Annotated in this window: 17 protein-coding genes; 11 read left to right on the top strand and 6 right to left on the bottom strand. The window is 64.7% G+C overall.

What is annotated here, in order from left to right; genetic code table 11:
* Position 1 precedes the first annotated feature (1 nt).
* Complete coding sequence (locus E5X88_RS03280) at positions 2–1,378, top strand: aspartate aminotransferase family protein (protein WP_292158195.1); 1,377 nt, start codon at positions 2–4, stop codon at positions 1,376–1,378.
* Positions 1,379–1,472: 94 nt separating this feature from the next.
* Here E5X88_RS03280 and E5X88_RS03275 read toward each other — a convergent pair whose 3' ends face one another.
* The 4 genes from E5X88_RS03275 to E5X88_RS03260 all read right to left on the bottom strand — a co-directional run bounded on the left by E5X88_RS03275 (position 1,473) and on the right by E5X88_RS03260 (position 6,118).
* Positions 1,473–2,582: an alcohol dehydrogenase family protein gene (locus E5X88_RS03275; RefSeq protein WP_292158193.1), complete on the bottom strand. Its 1,110-nt coding sequence runs from the start codon at positions 2,580–2,582 to the stop codon at positions 1,473–1,475.
* A gap of 8 nt (positions 2,583–2,590) precedes the next feature.
* Positions 2,591–3,970: an aspartate aminotransferase family protein gene (locus tag E5X88_RS03270; RefSeq protein ID WP_292158191.1), complete on the bottom strand. Its 1,380-nt coding sequence runs from the start codon at positions 3,968–3,970 to the stop codon at positions 2,591–2,593.
* 35 nt (positions 3,971–4,005) lie between these two features.
* Positions 4,006–5,499, bottom strand: a complete 1,494-nt coding sequence (locus E5X88_RS03265; RefSeq protein WP_292158189.1) for an NAD-dependent succinate-semialdehyde dehydrogenase — start codon at positions 5,497–5,499, stop codon at positions 4,006–4,008.
* Between the two features lie 127 nt (positions 5,500–5,626).
* Positions 5,627–6,118 carry an Lrp/AsnC family transcriptional regulator gene (locus E5X88_RS03260; RefSeq protein WP_292158187.1) on the bottom strand — a complete coding sequence of 164 codons (492 nt, stop codon included), beginning with the start codon at positions 6,116–6,118 and terminating at the stop codon, positions 5,627–5,629.
* An 83-nt stretch (positions 6,119–6,201) separates the two neighbouring features.
* On the opposite strand from E5X88_RS03260, the gene E5X88_RS03255 reads away from it, so the two are divergent.
* The 10 genes from E5X88_RS03255 to doeB all read left to right on the top strand — a co-directional run bounded on the left by E5X88_RS03255 (position 6,202) and on the right by doeB (position 16,190).
* Positions 6,202–7,587 carry a PLP-dependent aminotransferase family protein gene (locus E5X88_RS03255; RefSeq protein ID WP_292158185.1) on the top strand — a complete coding sequence of 462 codons (1,386 nt, stop codon included), beginning with the start codon at positions 6,202–6,204 and terminating at the stop codon, positions 7,585–7,587.
* Between the two features lie 125 nt (positions 7,588–7,712).
* Positions 7,713–8,498 carry an ectoine/hydroxyectoine ABC transporter ATP-binding protein EhuA gene (gene ehuA / locus E5X88_RS03250; RefSeq protein WP_292158183.1) on the top strand — a complete coding sequence of 262 codons (786 nt, stop codon included), beginning with the start codon at positions 7,713–7,715 and terminating at the stop codon, positions 8,496–8,498.
* 93 nt (positions 8,499–8,591) lie between these two features.
* The gene (gene ehuB / locus E5X88_RS03245; protein WP_292158181.1) at positions 8,592–9,443 is read left to right on the top strand and encodes an ectoine/hydroxyectoine ABC transporter substrate-binding protein EhuB; all 852 of its coding nucleotides are present in this window, start codon (positions 8,592–8,594) and stop codon (positions 9,441–9,443) included.
* Between the two features lie 188 nt (positions 9,444–9,631).
* Positions 9,632–10,291, top strand: a complete 660-nt coding sequence (gene ehuC / locus E5X88_RS03240; RefSeq protein WP_292158179.1) for an ectoine/hydroxyectoine ABC transporter permease subunit EhuC — start codon at positions 9,632–9,634, stop codon at positions 10,289–10,291.
* A gap of 16 nt (positions 10,292–10,307) precedes the next feature.
* Positions 10,308–10,967 carry an ectoine/hydroxyectoine ABC transporter permease subunit EhuD gene (gene ehuD, locus E5X88_RS03235; RefSeq protein ID WP_292158177.1) on the top strand — a complete coding sequence of 220 codons (660 nt, stop codon included), beginning with the start codon at positions 10,308–10,310 and terminating at the stop codon, positions 10,965–10,967.
* A 6-nt stretch (positions 10,968–10,973) separates the two neighbouring features.
* Positions 10,974–11,747, top strand: a complete 774-nt coding sequence (gene eutA / locus E5X88_RS03230; RefSeq protein WP_292158175.1) for an ectoine utilization protein EutA — start codon at positions 10,974–10,976, stop codon at positions 11,745–11,747.
* 16 nt (positions 11,748–11,763) lie between these two features.
* Complete coding sequence (gene eutB / locus E5X88_RS03225; protein ID WP_292158173.1) at positions 11,764–12,756, top strand: hydroxyectoine utilization dehydratase EutB; 993 nt, start codon at positions 11,764–11,766, stop codon at positions 12,754–12,756.
* A 217-nt stretch (positions 12,757–12,973) separates the two neighbouring features.
* Positions 12,974–13,966, top strand: a complete 993-nt coding sequence (eutC, locus tag E5X88_RS03220; RefSeq protein WP_292158171.1) for an ectoine utilization protein EutC — start codon at positions 12,974–12,976, stop codon at positions 13,964–13,966.
* A gap of 38 nt (positions 13,967–14,004) precedes the next feature.
* Positions 14,005–15,183, top strand: a complete 1,179-nt coding sequence (gene doeA, locus E5X88_RS03215; protein WP_292158169.1) for an ectoine hydrolase DoeA — start codon at positions 14,005–14,007, stop codon at positions 15,181–15,183.
* 5 nt (positions 15,184–15,188) lie between these two features.
* Entirely contained in the window at positions 15,189–16,190 is a 1,002-nt protein-coding gene (gene doeB / locus E5X88_RS03210; protein WP_292158167.1) for a N(2)-acetyl-L-2,4-diaminobutanoate deacetylase DoeB, read from the top strand.
* Between the two features lie 18 nt (positions 16,191–16,208).
* Here doeB and E5X88_RS03205 read toward each other — a convergent pair whose 3' ends face one another.
* Together E5X88_RS03205 and E5X88_RS03200 are read right to left on the bottom strand one after the other, a co-directional pair.
* On the bottom strand, positions 16,209–17,309 hold the full coding sequence (locus E5X88_RS03205; RefSeq protein ID WP_292158165.1) for a siderophore-interacting protein: 1,101 nt from the start codon (positions 17,307–17,309) through the stop codon (positions 16,209–16,211).
* The coding region (locus E5X88_RS03200; protein ID WP_292158163.1) for an iron chelate uptake ABC transporter family permease subunit at positions 17,302–18,158 on the bottom strand (857 nt) is incomplete at its 5' end. The genes E5X88_RS03205 and E5X88_RS03200, both read right to left, overlap by 8 nt.

Raw genomic sequence — 18,158 nt, 5'->3', positions numbered from 1 at the left:
CATGGACGCCCGACCGAATTCTCCCGAAGCCCGCGACATCAGCTACCACATGCATGGCTACACCAATGCCCGCAAGCATCAGGAGGCGGGTCCGCTCGTCATCGAGAAGGGCGACGGCATCTATGTCGAGGATCTGGCCGGCAACCGCTACATCGAGGCGATGGCCGGCCTTTGGAGCGTCGCAGTCGGCTTCTCGGAGAAGCGCCTGGTCGACGCGGCGGTACGCCAGATGTCGAAGCTGCCCTACTATCACGACTTCGGTTCCAAATCGCATTCGCCGCTGATCGATCTTGCCGAGAGACTGGTGCAGATGGCGCCGGTGCCGATGAGCAAGGCGTATTTCACCAATTCCGGCTCCGAGGCCAACGATTCAGCCATGAAGATGATCTGGTACCGGTCGAATGCGCTCGGTCAGCCGGCACGCAAGAAGATCATCAGCCGCAATCGCGGCTATCACGGCGTCACCATCGCCTCGGCGAGCCTGACCGGACTGCCCAACAACCACATTTCCTTCGACCTGCCGATCGCCAATGTGCTGCACACGTCGACGCCGCATCACTGGCGCGAGGCGCTGCCAAATGAGAGCGAAGAGCAGTTTTCGAGCCGGCTCGCCGACGACTTGGAAAAGCTGATCCTTGCCGAGGGCCCGGAAACCATCGCCGCCTTTTTCGGCGAACCGATCATGGGCGCCGGTGGTGTCATCGTTCCGCCGGCCGGCTACTGGGAGAAGATCCAGGCGGTCCTGTCGAAATACGACATCCTGCTCGTCGCCGACGAGGTCATCTGCGGCTTTGGCCGAACCGGCGAGATGTTCGGCTCGCAGACCTTCGGCATCAGGCCTGATATCATGGTGCTGTCGAAGCAGATTTCTTCGTCCTACCTGCCGATCTCGGCCCTGCTGATCAACGAAAAGGTTTTCGAGCCGATTGCCGACGAAAGCAACCGGATCGGTACCTTCGGTCACGGCTTCACCGGCGGTGGCCATCCCGTTGCGGCGGCGGTCGCGTTCGAAAACCTCAAGCTGATCGAGGAGCGCGACCTTGTCGGCAATGCGCGCACAGTCGGCGCGCATATGCAGAAGCGGCTGCGCACGCTCGCTTCGCACCCGCTTGTCGGCGAGGTACGCGGCGTCGGCCTGATCGCGGCGGTCGAACTGGTCGGCGACAAGGCGAACAAGGCACCGTGGGAGACGGCCGGCGCGCTGGGCGGGCTTGTCAACGGCTTCATGCAGCAGAACGGCGTCATCTCGCGCAACATGGGCGACGCGCTGGCCTTCTGCCCGCCGCTGATCATCACCGAGCCGCAGGTCGATCAGATAGTCGACGCGTTTGAAAGATCGCTAGAAACCGCCAGCAGACAGGTCGGATCACAGAGCTGAATGGGTCATCGGAACGAGCAGTCGCGGCGCCGCAAGGTCGCGCTCGACCTTGCCGTATCGGCGAACAGGCCAAGCCCTCGAATAGTCTTGACTGTCAATGGGTTGCAGCGAGATCTGAAACGGCATCCGGAACGACCACCAGCTTGCCGACAAAATCCTTGGCGATGAAATCCACCTGGGCGCGGTGGAAATCGGACAGCCTGTAGACGCCGCCGACCAGCGGCCGGATCTTCTTGTCCTCGATGTAGCGGACGATGCGGCGGAAATCCTTCCGCGTGCCCTGGCTCGAGCCATGCAGTTGAAGTTGTTTGAGGTACATGGTCCTGAGATCGAGCTGCACGACCGGGCCAGCAATCGCTCCTGCGGTGGTGTAGCGGCCCTCGGGCCTGAGGATGCGCAGAAGATCATTGAATATGGCACCGCCTACCAGGTCGGCAACCACGTCGATCGGCTGGCCCTCGGTCGCCTCGTTAACGGCGGCGAGCAGATCGGCAGTGTCACGGGTGATCACCGCCTCGGCGCCGATGTCGAGCACGGCCTGTTCCTTGCCCTTGCCGACAATCGCATAGGGAATGGCGCCGCGTGCCCGCGCCAGCTGCACGATGCCGGAGCCGACCCCGCCCGACGCACCGGTGACCAGCACGCGCTCGCCTGCCTTCAGTGCGGCGCGTTCCAGCATCTGTTCGCCGGTGAGATAGGCGCAGCAGAAGGTGGCGAGTTCGACATCGGTCAAGTCGGTATCGACGACATGCGCGTTCTCGGCCGGCACGGTCTGGTATTCGGCATAGCCGCCGTCGCGGCCGTGGCCCATATAGTCGATGTCGGCAAGCGAATCGTCGTCGCGGTTGTAGATCGAGAAATCGACCATCACCCGCTCGCCGATACGGTCCGGCGAAACGCCGTCACCGACGGCAACGATGTTGCCGACCGTGTCGGTGCCCTGGATGCGCGGGAAAGTCAGCGTGTTGCCTTGCCGCCGCCAGGTGGACACGGCGGCATCATCTTCTTCCGTGCCATAGGCGCCTTGTCGCACCCAGACATCGGTGTTGTTCATGCCGCAAGCGGTGACCTTGACCAGCACTTCATCAGGCGCGGGCAAGGGCACTTTCACGTCGGTGCGGTAGACGAGCTTTTCCGGTCCGCCGTGACCGGTGAGTTGCACGGCGGCCATGGTGGTGGGGAGGGTTTTGGTCATGGCATTCATGTCGGTTTTCAGATGTTGGCAAACACGCTCTTCACCGCATCGGCCGTCTTCGACACGACGATGTCGGCCTCTTCGCGCGTCAGGCACAGCGGCGGCGCGAAGCCGAGGATGTCGCCTTGAGGCATGGCGCGACCGATGACGCCGCGCTCGGCAAGAGCGGTCGCGATCTGCGGCCCGATCTTTTGCGAGGGGTCGAAGAAGACGCGGTCATCCCGGTCGGCGACGAACTCGACCGCCGCCAGCATGCCGTCGCCGCGCACCTCGCCGACGTTTTTGTGGCCGCCGACGGCTTTCGCCAGCTCGGCGCGGAAATAGGCGCCGATCTCGCCGGCGTTGGTCACCAGGTCCATCTCGTCGATCAGTTCGAGGTTGGCGACACCGGCGGCGACGCAGATCGGATGCGCCGAATAGGTCCAGCCATGGCCTATGCTGCCGAGCTTGTCGGAACCCTGCACCAGCACCTGCCAGACCTTGTCCGAGACGATGACGCCCGACAGCGGCGCATAGGCAGAGGTCAGGCCCTTGGCGATGGTGATCAGATCCGGCTTGATGCCGTAGTGGTCGGAGCCGAACATGGTGCCCAGCCGGCCGAAACCGGTGACCACTTCGTCGGCGACCAGCAGCACATCGTATTTCTTCAGGACCGCCTGGATCTTCTCCCAATAGCCGGCCGGCGGCGGCACGATTCCGCCAGTGCCGAGGATCGGCTCGCCGATGAAGGCGGCGACCGTGTCCGGACCCTCAGCCAGGATCATCTCCTCCAGCTTGTCGGCGCAGTGTTGCGAGAACTGCTCCTCGCTCATCGAGCGGTCGGCGCGGCGGAAGTAGTAGGGTGCCTCGGTGTGCAGGATCGGCGCGCGCGGCAGGTCGAAGGCGTTATGGAACAGGTCGAGCCCGGTCAGCGAGCCGGTCATGACGCCGGAGCCGTGATAGCCGCGCCAGCGCGAGATGATCTTCTTCTTCTCGGGCCGTCCGAGCACGTTGTTGTAGTACCAAATCAGCTTGATGTTGGTTTCGTTGGCGTCGGAACCGGAAAGGCCGAAATAGACCCTCGACATGCCTTGCGGGGCGCGGTCGATGATCATCTTGGCAAGCGTGATCGAGGCCTCGGTGCCGTGGCCGACATAGGCGTGGTAGTAGGCGAGGTTCCTGGCTTGCGCGGCGATGGCGTCGGCGATCTTCTGGCGGCCATAGCCGACATTGACGCAATAGAGGCCGGCGAAGGCATCGATGCTCTTGCGCCCATTATTGTCCCAGACGGTGACGCCTTCGCCGCCGACCATCACGCGGGTCGGCGATTCACCCCGTGCATGCGTGCCCATATGGGTCGAGGGATGGAAGAAGTGGTCGCGGTCCCAGGCGGCGAGTTCGTTGGACTGGTCGAGCATCTTTTTACTCCTAAGGAAACGTGTCGGGCGCAGTTCTAGGCCACGTCGAGGCAGAGATATTTGAGATCGGTAAAGGCTTCGAGCCCATGGCGCGAGCCCTCGCGGCCGATGCCGGACTGTTTGACGCCGCCGAAGGGGATCGGCGCGCCGGTGATCTTCACGCGGTTGACGGCGACCATACCGTAGTCGAGCGCGCGGCCCATGCGCAATTGGCGGCCGCCGTTTTCGGTCACGACATAGGCGACGAGGCCGTATTCGGTGGCGTTGGCGCGGGCGATAACCTCGTCTTCGCTGTCGAAGGGCGTCACCGCGGCGACCGGGCCAAAAGTTTCCTCGCGCATGATCAGCGCGTCATCGGCAACATCGGCGAGCAGGGTCGGCTGATAGAACAGCGGCCCGGCCGGATGCCGCTTGCCGCCGGTGAGGCAGCGTGCGCCGCCAGCCAGTGCATCGGCGACCTGCTCCTCGACCTTCTTGACGCCGCGCTCGTGCATCAACGGCCCGATATCGGTGTCATCAGCCAACCCATTGCCGGTCCGCAACGTCTCGATGCGCCTGGCGAAGGCAGCGCAAAAACGATCGTAAAGCGGCCGCTGGACATAGATGCGATTGGCGGCGAGGCAATCCTGGCCGGACGTGGCGAATTTGGCATCGACGGCTATGGTCACAGCCTTGTCGAGGTCGGCATCGGCGAAGACGATCAACGGCGCATGGCCGCCAAGCTCCATCACCAGCCGCTTCATCGTCGGCGCACTTTGCGCCGCGATCAGCCTGCCGATCTCGGTCGAGCCGGTGAAGCTCATTGCCCGGACCCGAGCGTCTTCGCACATCCGCCCGACGACGGTCGAAGCCTTGCCGGTGACGATGTTGAAGACGCCCGCTGGCAGGCCGGCGCGTTCGCCGAGTTCGGCCAGCGCCAGTGCCGATAGCGGCGTTTCCGAGGAGGGATGCGCGACGATGGTGCAGCCGGCGGCGAGGGCGGCGGCCGCCTTGCGGGTCAGCATGGCCGCGGGAAAATTCCACGGCGTGACGACGCCGACGACGCCGAGCGGTTCGCGCCGCACCATCATCTCGGCGTTTGGCAGATGGCTGGTGACGCTTTCGGCATTGAGGCGTTTGGCTTCCTCGGCGAACCACTCGACGAAGGAGGCGGCGTAGTCGATCTCGCCCCGCGCCTCCCTGAGCGGCTTGCCCTGTTCGAGCGTCATCAAGAGCGCCAGATCATCCTTGGCGGCGATGATCAGGTCGAACCATTTTCGCAGGATTCTTGTGCGTTCCTGTGGAAGAGCCACGCGCCAGGCCGGAAAGGCGCGGGATGCCGCGTCGATCGCCCTGCTCGTTTGCGGGGCATCGAGCGCGGCAACCCAGGCGACGGTGGCGCCTGTCGCAGGATCGGTCACCTCGAAGCTTTCGGCGGCCTCGCTCGCCGTCCAGTGGCCGTCGACATAGGCGAGTTCGCGCAACAGCCGACGGTCGACAAGGCGGTCAAGCGCTTCATGGCGGTGCGGGCGGGCAAAATGCGCGGACATGTTCGAAACCTCCCGGTTCGGAGTGATACGGGGAGATTATCCGCGCGCGGCAGACAGAGAGACTGTTTGGGTGCTTGCGCGTAGAGAGATGGTCTCTATCGGGTCGCCTGCGCAGCCAATCTCTCTGCTAAGACGCTACCGGCAACAGATCCGTTAACGGCAAGGCGACCTCCTCCTTCACCGTCTTGGTGACGATGTAGGTGAAATAACGGTCGATGCCGATCTCGCGTTCGAGCAGGGCGTCGACGAGCCGCTGGTAGGCGTCGATGTCGCGCGCCATCACCTTCAGCAGATAATCGACGCCGCCACCCACCGACCAGCAGGCGACGATCTCGGGAACGTCGCGGATGACGCGCTCGAAACGGTCGAAATCGGCCTGGCGGTGGCTGGCCAGCGTCACCTCCATCAACACGGTCGCGACCGGCGCGACAGCGCGCATCGCGACCTTGGCGTGATAGCCGGAGACGATACCGGCCTTTTCCAGTTTTCGCAGCCGCATCCAGCACGGCGTCGGCGACAGGCCGACCTTCTCCGCCAGCGCCAGCTTGGTGATGCGCCCGTCGCGCTGGATGGCGTCGAGGATCTTCAGGTCGATCTGATCGAATTTCGGTGCGGCCATGAGCGTCCACTTTTTCGTCACCGACACCATGACGGCGCATTATTTCGATTGTCAATTGCACTGATTTCGATCTCTAATAAGTCATGACATTGTGGCGTCCAGATCCCGCGCTCATCCGGCGGCCGGCCTATCAGTCGCTCGCCGACCAGTTCGCGCGCGCCATCCATGACGGGCGGCTGGCCAACGGCACGCGGCTGCCGACGCACCGCCGGTTGGCCGACGACCTGAAGCTCTCGGTGCAGACGGTCAGTCGCGCCTATGAGGAACTGATCCGCCGGGGCCTAGTCTCCGGCGAGATCGGCCGCGGCAGCTTCGTGCAGACGCAGCGCCGCGAGCCCGAGCCGCCCTATCTGCCGGAGCGCCTTGGCGAGGTCATCGACCTTTCCATCCTGAAGCCGGTCTGCGAGCCGATGCATCTGGAGCGGCTGAAGCAGGCGCTGGGCTGGCTTGCCGAGACCCTGCCGTCGAGCTCGGCTTTGTCGTTCCGCCCGAACATGGTGTTCCCGCGCCACCGTGCGGTGGCGGTCGAATGGCTGCGGCTGTGCGGTCTCGATGTGTCCGCGCAGAATGTCAGCCTGACCAACGGCGCCACGGCCGGGATGACCGTGGCGCTGATGAGCGTGGCGCCGCCCGGTTCGACCGTCGCCACCGAGGCGATCGGCCACCACACGCTGATCCCGCTGGCGCGCTATCTCGGCTTCCACCTCGAGGGCCTGCCGATCGACGACAACGGCCTGATCCCGGAGGCGCTCGACGAGGCGTGCCAGCTTTCCGACATCCGCGCCGTGTTCGTGCAGCCCTCGGTGATCAACCCGACCGCAACGCTGATGGACGCCGCGCGGCGCGAGCAGATCGCCGCGGTTGCGCGCAAGCACGACATCGCCATCATTGAGAACGATGTGCTCGGTCCGCTGGTCGAGGACCGGCCGGCGCCGGTTGCCGCCTTTGCGCCGGAGCGCACGCTTTACGTCACCTCCTTCACCAAGATCACCGTGCCCGGCTTGCGCATCGGCTATCTCGCCGCGCCCGACCGCTATGTCGCCGCCGTCGCCAACCGCCACCTCGTCTCGAACTGGATGGCGACGCCGCTGGTGGCCGAGATCGCCACCAAATGGGTGACCGACGGCACGGCGATGGAACTCGTGCGCTGGCAGCGTGCAGCGCTGCGGCGGCGGCAGGAGATCGCCGCGGAGGTGCTTGCGGGGATCGACTACCGCGTTCATCGCGACGGGCTGCATCTGTGGCTGCAACTGCCCGGCGATCGCGCCGAGGAAGGTTTCGTCTCGCAGGCCCGCCTGCAGGGGGTGGCGATCGCACCGGGCACATCCTTCCGCATCTCGCAGGCGCCATGGCAGCCGGCGGTTCGTATCTCGCTCGGCTCGACCACCGAGGGGGAATTGCGCGCCGGCCTCAGCGTCGTCACCAAGCTTCTGCTCGGCGATCCGGAGCATCTCCTGCTGGCGATCTAGGCAGACATTGCCGCGAAATTGTGCGGAGTCACAAACATTGTCATGAGTTTATTTTCCTGATTGACATGATTTGGCGCGTTCCGCATCGTTAGGGCACAGGTCCTTCTCCAGAACGGGGAAATTCATTGTCCGCGCCCATCATCAAGATCGACGCCATTTCGAAGAGCTTCGGCACCTTCAAGGTGCTGGACGGCCTGTCGATGCAGGTCATGCCGCGCGAGAAGCTGGCGCTGATCGGCCCATCCGGCTCGGGCAAGACGACGATCCTGCGCATCCTGATGACGCTGGAACGGATCGATAGCGGCCACATCCAGATCGACGGCGAGCAGCTTTACCACATGGAGCGCAACGGCCAGTTGGTGGCCGCCGACGAACGGCACCTGGCAAGAATGCGCCAGAAGATCGGCATGGTCTTCCAGCTGTTCAACCTGTTTCCGCACAAGAGCGTCATAAACAACGTTACGCTGGCGCCGATGCTGACCAAGGGTATGCCGCGCGCCGCCGCCGAAAAGCGGGCGATGGAACTGCTCGACATGGTCGGCATGGCCGACAAGGCCAAAGCGATGCCGGCGCAGCTTTCCGGCGGGCAGAAGCAGCGTGTGGCGATCGCCCGGGCGCTGGCGCTGCAGCCCAGGATCATGCTGTTCGACGAGGTGACATCGGCGCTCGATCCGGAACTGGTCGAGGAGGTGCTCAATGTCTTGTGGCGGCTCTGCGCCGAGACCGACATGACCATGCTGCTGGTCACCCACGAGATGGGTTTTGCCCATGATTTCGCCGACCGGGTGCTGTTCTTCGATCGCGGCAAGATTGTTGAAGAAGGCAAGCCCGACGAGATTTTCCGCAATCCCAAGCAGGAGCGCACGCAAGGCTTCCTGAAGAAGATCATCGCGGCCGGACATCGCGTCTGACCGCCATGCAAGAGGCGGCGACGCCGTCCTCTAGGGGCGGCAAAGCCGTCCCGAACCAAGCAAACCAAGAAGAGAAGCAAGGAGTTGGGAACAATGAAGAAACTTGGCATTCTGGCCGGCGTGGCCGGTGTTGCACTGACGGCGATTCTGGCCGCCTCGACCGCGGGATCGGCTGACGAAGGCAAGCTCGAAGAGCTCAAGGCACAGGGCTTCGCCCGCGTCGCCATCGCCAACGAGCCGCCCTATACGGCGGTTGCGGCAGACGGCAAGGTTTCGGGCGCCGCGCCCGATGTGGCGCGCGAAATCTTCAAGCGTCTCGGCGTCAACGACATCGTCGCCTCGATCTCGGAATACGGCGCCATGATCCCCGGCCTGCAGGCCGGCCGTTTCGACGTCGTCACCGCCGGCCTGTTCATGAAGCCGGAGCGTTGCGCGGCGGTCGTCTATTCGGAGCCGGTGCTGTGCGACGCCGAAGCGATGCTGGTCAAGAAGGGTAACCCGAAGGGCTTCAAGAGCTACGAGGATGTTGCCAAGGATGCCACCGCAACAATCGGGGCGCCGGGCGGCGGCACCGAGGAGAAGCTGGCGCTCACTGCCGGCGTGCCGCGTGACCGCGTCATCGTCGTGCCGGACGGCCAGAGCGGCCTGAAGATGCTGCAGGACGGCCGCATCGACGCCTATTCGCTGCCGGTGCTGTCGATCAACGATCTGGTCAAGAAGGCCAACGATCCGAACCTCGAAGTCGTCGCCCCGGTCGTCGGCGCGCCGGTCTATTGCGACGGCGCGGCCTTCAAGAAGGGCGACGAAGCACTGCGCGACGCCTATGACGTCGAGCTGGCCAAGCTGAAGGAGTCCGGTGAGTTCGCCAAGATCATCGAGCCTTACGGCTTCTCGGCGGCCGCGGCGATGTCGACGAGCCGTGAAAAGCTCTGCTCAGCGAAGTAGGCCTTTCTTCCTTCTCCCCGTTCACGGGGAGAAGGTGGTCCGAAGGGCCGGATGAGGGGCGGCGCAAGGTTCTGCCCACCTTGGCTCTGCCCCTCATCTGCCTGCCGGCATCTTCTCCCCGTGAACGGGGAGAAGGGGCCAAGGCCACCCGCCTCGCATAACCGCTAACGTTGGAAACTCTTGACTTCATGACCCAATGGTCCGGCTATCTCGGCCTGATATTACAGGGAGCGCTGATCACCATCGAGCTGACGCTGATGGGGTCGGTGCTTGCTCTGATCACGGCCTTTCTCGCCGGGCTGGGGCGGCTGTCGCGCTTCTTCGTCCTTCGGGCGCTGGCCACCGCCTATATCGAATTCTTCCGCGGCACCTCGATCTTCGTGCAGCTGTTCTGGGCCTATTTCGTGCTGCCCTTCATCGGCATTTCGCTGACGCCGCTGCAGGCCGGCGTGCTGGCGCTCGGCCTCAATGTCGGCGCCTATGCGGCGGAGGTGGTGCGCGGCGCCATCCAGTCGATCGGCCGCGAACAGTACGAGGCCTGCACCGCGCTCAATCTCGGCCGCTGGCAAGCCATGCGCCATGTCATCCTGCCGCAGGCGCTGCTGGTCATGCTGCCGACCTTCGGCAACAATGCCATCGAATTGCTCAAGGCCACCGCCGTGGTTTCGCTGATCTCGCTCACCGACCTGACCTTCCAGGCGCAAGTGGTGCGCTCGCAGACCGGCAATACGCTGGTGCCGTTTGCCACCATCCTCATCATCTATTTCGTCCTGGCGCTGATCATCTCGTGGGGTGTGCGTTCGCTGGAACGCCGCATGGCGCGCGGCCTCGACGGGGTGCGCGTCTGATGGATTGGGCTTCATAATGGAATGGGATTGGAATTTCGTCCGGGAGATCATGCCGACGCTGATCCAGGGCGTGAAGATCACTATCCTGGCGACGCTGCTCGGCTCGGTCCTGGCCGCGATCGTCGGGCTGGCCATCGCGCTGGCGCGGCGCTCGCCGAACAGGGGCTTGTCGCGCACCGTCGGCTTCCTCGCCGAGTTCATCCGCGGCACGCCGCTCTTGGTGCAGCTCTATTTCATTTTCTACGTCCTGCCGGACATCGGTGTCCTGCTGCCGCCGCTGGTGGCGGGCGTTATCGGCCTGGGCCTGCATTACGGCACCTACACGGCCGAGGTCTATCGCGCCGGCATCGACAATGTGCCGCGCGGCCAGTGGGAAGCCGCCAAGGCCTGCAATCTCAACGCCAGGCAGACCTGGACCCACATCATCATGCCGCAGGCGATTCCGCCGATGATCCCGGCGCTTGCCAACTACTTCATCGCGATGTTCAAGGAGACGCCGCTGCTGTCGGCGATCACCGTGCTGGAACTGATGAACCAGGCCAAGAGCGTCGCCAACACCTATTACCGCTATGTCGAGCCGATGACCTTGGTCGGCGCCTTCTTCCTCGTGATCAGCCTATTCTCGGTCGTGCTGCTGCGCTGGCTGGAACGCCGCTACGGCAAGATCGAGAGGTAGTCTTTCATGAAATACCTGCCCGAAATCAGACTGACGCCGACACGGCCGGCGCTCGACAAGCGTCCGCTCGACAAGCGCGTCGGCTTAATCATCCTTGCCACCGACCATACCACCGAGCCGGATTTTCGCCGCATGGTGGCAAACGACCGCATCGGCGTCTATGTTGCGCGCATCCCCTACGCCAATCCGACGACGCCGGAGAATTTGCGCAAGATGCAGCCGTCACTGACGGCGGGTGCTGCGCTCATCCTGCCCGACGAGCCGCTCGACGCGATCTGCTATTCCTGCACCTCGGCCTCCGTGGTCATCGGCGATGCCGAGATCGAGGCGGCGGTGCAGGCGGCCAAGCCCGGCGTGCCCGTGGTCACGCCACCGATGGCAGGAGTGCGTGGCTTGAAGGCGCTGGGCGCCAGGACGATCAGCATCCTCACCCCCTACACGGTCGAGACCAGCCGGCCGATGGCGACCTATTTCGCGGCGCACGGGTTCGACATCGCCAGCTTCACCTGCCTCGGCTTCGAGGACGACCGCGAGATGGCGCGTATTGCGCCGGCATCGCTGGTCGATCTGGCAGTCAAGGCGACGGATGCGCAAGCGGACGCGCTGTTCGTCTCCTGCACGGCGCTGCGGGCAGCGCTTGCTGTGGTCGGCATGGAAGAGGCCATCGGCCGTCCGGTCGTTACCAGCAACCAGGCAACGGCCTGGAACTGCCTGCGGCTTTGCGGCGACGAGGAGCCGCGCGCCGAATTCGGCCGTCTGATGACGCTGCCTTTGAATTGATCGCAGAGCAAAGGTCATGACCGCGAACGATGTCACCCTCTCCGATATCCGCGCCGCGCGCGAGCGCGTCTCCGGCAAGGTCGAGCGCACCCCTGCCGTGCCTTCCCCGAGTCTTTCCGGGCACTTGGGCGTGGCTGTTTATCTCAAGCTCGAACATCGGCAAACCACCGGCAGCTTCAAGCTGCGCGGCGCCTCGAACGCCATCGCTGCGCTGAACGCCGAGGAGAAGGCGCGTGGCGTGGTCGCTGCCTCGACCGGCAATCACGGCCGGGCGCTGGCTCATGCGGCGAAGCTCGAAGGCATGCGTGCGACGATCTGCATGTCGCGGCTGGTGCCGCAGAATAAGCTCGACGAAATCCGCCAGCTCGGCGCCGAAATCCGCATCGTCGGCAACAGCCAGGACGACGCGCAGCAGGAGGTCGACCGGCTGGTCGCGGAAGAGGGACTGGTTATGCTGCCGCCCTTTGACCATCCTGATATCATCGCCGGGCAAGGGACGCTCGGGCTGGAGATCATCGAACAAATTGCGGATGCCGCCCTGGTGCTGGTGCCGCTTTCCGGCGGCGGGCTGGCGGCGGGTGTCGCCGCGGCGGTGAAGGGCGTCAGTCCAAGCACGAAAATCATTGGCGTTTCGATGGCGCGGGGTGCGGCGATGAAGGCGAGCCTCGACGCCGGCCGGCCGGTGCAGGTCGAGGAACTGCCGACGCTGGCGGATTCGCTCGGCGGCGGCATCGGCCTCGACAACCGGCTGACCTTCTCGATGTGCCGCGACCTGCTCGACGACGTGATCCTGCTCAGCGAGGACGAGATCGCCGCGGGCATCCGCCATGCCTATGAACAGGAGCGCGAGATCGTCGAAGGCGCTGGTGCGGTCGGCATCGCCGCCGTGCTTGCCGGCAAGGTCCGGGCGAGCGGCCCCACGGTGCTCATTGTGTCGGGCCGCAACATCGACATGACGCTGCACAGAAAGATCGTCTGCGGCGGAGCAATCACGGAGAGCGCCGCATGAAAGTACTCTCACGCCGAGATTCTTCCCACCCCCCTCTGTCCTGCCGGCCATCTCCCCCGCAAGGGGGGAGATCGGCTGTTTCGATGCCGTCGCCTTTCTTTCAGCGTTGGAGATTGGCGAAGGTGGAGGTGCAGTCCAATCTCCCCCCTTGCGGGGGAGATGGCCGGCAGGCCAGAGGGGGGTGCGCCGGATCGCTGTCATTCGTGGAGCGTGCCGCATGAGCCGGATGACAATCCTCACCGAAGCCGAATTGCGTACCATCGTGAAACTCGATCTCGACGCCGTCGCCTGCGTTGAAAATGCATTCCGCGCGCTTGCCACCTTGCCGGTGGCGATGCCGCCGATCATGAGGCTCGACATCCCCGAGCATCGCGGCGAGGTCGACGTCAAGACCGCCTATGTGCCTGGAATCGATGGTTTCGCGATCAAGATCAGCCCCGGCTTTTTCGACAATCCGAAGCTCGGCCTGCCCAGCGTCAACGGCATGATGGTGCTGCTGTCTTCAAAAACCGGGCTGGTCGAGGCGCTGCTGCTCGACAATGGCTATTTGACCGATATCCGCACGGCCGCCGCCGGGGCTGTCGCGGCGAAACATCTTTCACGAGCCGACTCCTCGATCGCGGCGATCTTCGGCGCCGGCGTTCAGGCTGGACTGCAGCTCGAGGCGCTGAGGCTGGTGCGACCGATCGCCGAGGCCCGCATCTGGGCCAGGGAAGCAGCCAAGGCCGAGGCTGCGGCAGATGCATTGCGCGAAAAGCTGGGCATCGACGTACGGGCCGAGCCCGATGCGGCAAAGGCGGCAGCCGGCGCCGACATCATCGTCACCACGACGCCGTCGACCGAACCGCTGATCAAGGCCGGCTTTGTCTCCGCCGGCCAGCACATCACCGCGATGGGCTCGGACGCCGAGCACAAGAACGAGATCGCGCCGGCGATCCTGCGGATGGCCGATCTCTACGTTGCCGACAGTGCGAAACAGACGCGGCTGCTGGGCGAACTGCATCATGCCATCGCGTCGGGCGTGATGGCGGCCGATGCCGAGATTACCGAGCTCGGCCAGATCATCGCCGGCGAAAGACACGGCCGGCGCTCGGCCAGCGACATCACCATCGCCGACCTCACGGGCACCGGCGTGCAGGATACGGCGATCGCCACGCTCGCCCGCGACCGTGCGCGGGTGGGGAATGCCGGGACTATTTTCGAAAGCTGATGCCGGCCGCAAGGCCCAACAAACGAGGACCAAGAACAATGCAGCCCAATCTCAAATTCTCGCGTGGCGAATATGCGGAGCGCCTCGCCAAGACACGCAAGGCCATGGAAGCCAAGGGCGTTGATCTCCTTGTTGTCAGCGACCCGTCCAACATGGCCTGGCTGACCGGCTATGACGGCTGGTCGTTCTATGTGCACCAGGCCGTCATCGTGCCGCCGTCGGGCGAACCGGTGTGGTACGGGCGCGGCCAGGACGCCAACGGTGCCAAGCGCACCGCCTATCTCGCGCATGACAACATCGTCGGCTATGCCGACCACTATGTGCAGTCGACCGAACGCCACCCGATGGATTTTCTCTCGCAGGTGCTCAGCGATCGCGGCTGGGGCAAGCTCAGCATCGGCGTCGAGATGGACAATTACTGGTTCTCTGCCGCAGCTTTCGCGTCGCTGCAGAAACACCTGCCCAATGCCCGCTTCGTCGACGCCACGGCACTCGTCAACTGGCAGCGCGCGGTGAAGAGCCCGACCGAAATCGACTATATGCGCAAGGCCGCCCGCATCGTCGAAGCGATGCACCAGCGCATCGTCGAAAAGATTGAGGTCGGCATGCGCAAATGCGACCTGGTTGCCGAGATCTATGATGCCGGCACCCGCGGCGTGGACGGGATCGGCGGCGACTATCCGGCGATCGTGCCGCTGCTGCCGTCGGGCACCGACGCGTCGGCACCGCATCTGACCTGGGACGACAGGCCGATGAAGTCGGGCGAGGGCACCTTCTTCGAGATCGCTGGCTGCTACAACCGCTACCATTGCCCGCTCTCGCGCACGGTGTTCCTCGGCAAGCCGACGCAGGAATTCCTCGATGCCGAAAAGGCGACATTGGAAGGCATGGAGGCCGGACTTGCCGCGGCAAAACCCGGCAGTACGTGCGAGGACATCGCCAATGCCTTCTTCGCGGTGCTGAAGAAATACGGCATCGTCAAGGACAACCGCACCGGCTATCCGATCGGTCTCAGCTATCCGCCGGACTGGGGCGAACGCACCATGAGCCTGCGTCCCGGCGACCGCACCGAGCTGAAGCCCGGCATGACCTTCCATTTCATGACCGGCCTGTGGCTGGAGACGATGGGGCTGGAGATCACCGAGTCCATCCTGATCACCGAGACCGGCGTCGAGTGCCTGGCCAATGTGCCGCGCAAGCTGGTGGTGAAGAATTGAGCCCGATGTCCAGCCTTCGCCCATCACCGATTACGCCGACCGTCGATTTCGAGCGCAACGGCGTGCAGCACGGTTTCCTGCGGCTGCCCTACAGCCGTGACGATTCGGCCTGGGGATCGGTAATGATCCCGATTTGCGTGATCCGCAACGGCAGCGGGCCGAGCGCATTGCTTACCGGTGGCAATCATGGCGACGAGTATGAGGGGCCGCTGGCGCTTTATGATCTTGCCCGTACGCTCGATCCGAAGGACGTCACCGGCACGGTCATCATCGTGCCGGCGATGAACTATCCGGCGTTCCGCGCCGGCACCCGCACCTCGCCGATCGACAAAGGCAATCTCAACCGCAGCTTTCCGGGCCGGCCTGACGGCACGGTGACCGAGAAGATCGCCGATTATTTCCAGCGCGAACTTCTGCCGCGCACCGACATCGCGCTTGACTTCCATTCCGGCGGCAAGACGCTGGACTTCGTGCCGTTCTGCGCCGCCCATATCCGCCCAGACAAGGCGCTGGAGGCGAAGGGGTTCGCGGCGGTCGAGGCGTTCTCGGCGCCCTGGTCGATGAAGATGCTTGAGATCGACGCGGTCGGCATGTTCGATACCGCCGCTGAAGAGATGGGGAAGTTGTTTATCACTACCGAGCTTGGCGGCGGTGGGACGTCTCGCGCGGAGACCGTGCGGATCGCCCGTCGAGGCGTGCTCAATGTGCTGCGCCATGCCGGCATCGTCGCCGGTGCGGTCGAGATGCAGCCGACCCGCTGGCTGGACATGCCGTCCGGCGATTGCTTCTCGTTCGCCGAGGACGACGGTATGATCGAGACGATGATCGATCTCGGCGAGCCCGTCGAAGAGGGCCAGGTCGTGGCGCGCATTCACGCCATCGGCCGCACCGGTGCCGCACCGCAGGAGATCAGGGCAAGAATGTCCGGCCTTCTCGCCGCGCGGCATTTCCCCGGACTGGTCAAGGCAGGCGACTGCGCTGCGGTGGTCGCAGTGCTCGTTGACTGAAGCCGGAGCCAGCCGGACTCAGGTTTGGTCGTTCTGCCGCGCGGTGTCGCCCTCGAAGCCGCAACGCCAATAGGCGACCACGAGGTGCGCGTCGCGCTTCAGCTTCCGGTCCTGCCTGAGGTAGGATCGGATGGCGCGGAAGCTCTTGTGCTCGCAGCCGACCCAGGCGAAGACGCTGCGCCCGTCTTCGGGCCAAGGCACGTCCCGGACCGCGTTCTGGAGCAGGGTGGATTTGCCCGGCGCCACGCCATTCCTGTGCAGCCATTTTATGTCCAGCCTGGCCTGCGAAACCAGTTTCTGCTCCTCGTCGCCATTGGCGACTTCGATGCGGATGACGGCCTGCACGCCGGCCGGCAGCGCCTCCACTATGCGGCCGATCGCGGGCAGGGCGGTCTCGTCGCCGGCAAGCAGGCACCAGTCGGCCGAGGGGACGTCGCCGCCGCCCGGTCCGGTCATCCCGACGATGTCGCCGATGCGTGCGTTGGCGGCAAAGCGTGCGCCGGGCATGCCGTCGCCATCATGCAAGACGAAGTCGATATCGACCTCTCCCTTTTCGACGTCGATGCGGCGGATCGTGTAGACGCGCACGTCCGGCCGCCGTTCCGCTTCGGGCCAGGCCGGGCGGCCGTCTTCGCCGGTTACAGGCCAGGCGGGTACGGCGCCGTCCCTGGGAAGCAGCAGACGGACGTGAAGTCCGCCGGTCGCGAAGCGGCCAAGGTCGTTTCCGGCCAGGGTCAGACGCCGCATGTGCGGTGTCACGCTGACGGTCCGCACAACGCGCATCTCGCGGAAATAGGGCAGCGGCTGCCCCGCCGCGCCATCGCCCTGCCAGACGATGGCGGGGTTCTCCGCCGCTGCGAAATGCAACAGGTGCTCGGCGATGGAGAGCTTCACATAGGCCAACGATGTCTCGTCCTTGCCTTCGGCAAAGACCTTCAGGCAACGTTGGCAGGCTTCCATGCTGGCCGAACCGAAAGCCGTGTCGATGCGGCTGCAGGCGCCGTCGACGGCGACATCGCCATGATCGGCAAAATGCGCGCAAAGCCGTGTCATGATGTCTTGCGGACAAGACAGCACGATCTCGGCGGATGCCTTGAGATTCCTCGGCATATCAACCATTACGCGGCACTCCTTTTGCAAGCAGATGGACGAGATAAGGTCCGCCAAGCAGCGAGGCGAACAGGCCGGCGGGCAACTCATATGGAAACGCCACCATGCGCGACAGCCAGTCCGACACGATCATCAGCAGCGCGCCGACAAGGACCGCGCCGGCAAGATGAAACCGGGAGCGGGTAAAGCCGATCAGCCGCGCAAGGTGCGGTGCAATGAGACCGACGAAGCTCAGCGGGCCGACGAACATTGCGGCAAGCGCAGTCAGGATCGCGGCGAGCACGATCAGCGCCAGCCGACCGCTCGCGACCGGCAGGCCGAGCCCGCGTGCGGTGTTCTCGCCGAGCGGCAGGATATCGAGCCAGCGGGCGGCGAGAAACAGCGGCAAGGTCAGCAACATCAGGCACGCCAAGGCGAGCCAGGCATCGAAGTCGGTCGCCTGGCTGGTCGAGCCGCTGAGCCAACGCAGCAGGACATAGGACTGCGTATTTCCCATGGCAATCGTCGCGGTGATGACGGCGCTGCACAGCGCGCTCATGGCGATGCCGGCAAGCAGCAATCGCTCCGCGCCGAATTTTGCCCGTGCGGCAATGGCCAGCATGGCGATCAGCACCGCCAGCGAGCCGAAAACGGAGCCGGCGAGTTGCCAGCCAGGCCCGGCAGTTGCGCTGACCATCAAGACCGCGGTCAGGCCGGCACCAGCGCCGGTGCCGACACCCAGCACCTCGGGGCTTGCCAACGGATTGCCGGTGATCCGCTGGATGACGACGCCGGCCGCCGCAAGCATGGCGCCGGCGGTTGCCGCCACGCCGATCCGCGGCGCGCGCCAGGCGGCGAGGTCGGCCAGCGGCGACATGC

The sequence above is a fragment of the Mesorhizobium sp. genome (assembly GCF_004962245.1).
Taxonomy (GTDB): Bacteria; Pseudomonadota; Alphaproteobacteria; order Rhizobiales; family Rhizobiaceae; genus Mesorhizobium.
The sequence above is the reverse complement of the archived record's forward strand: the minus strand, read 5'-3'. Positions and strand labels throughout refer to the sequence as shown.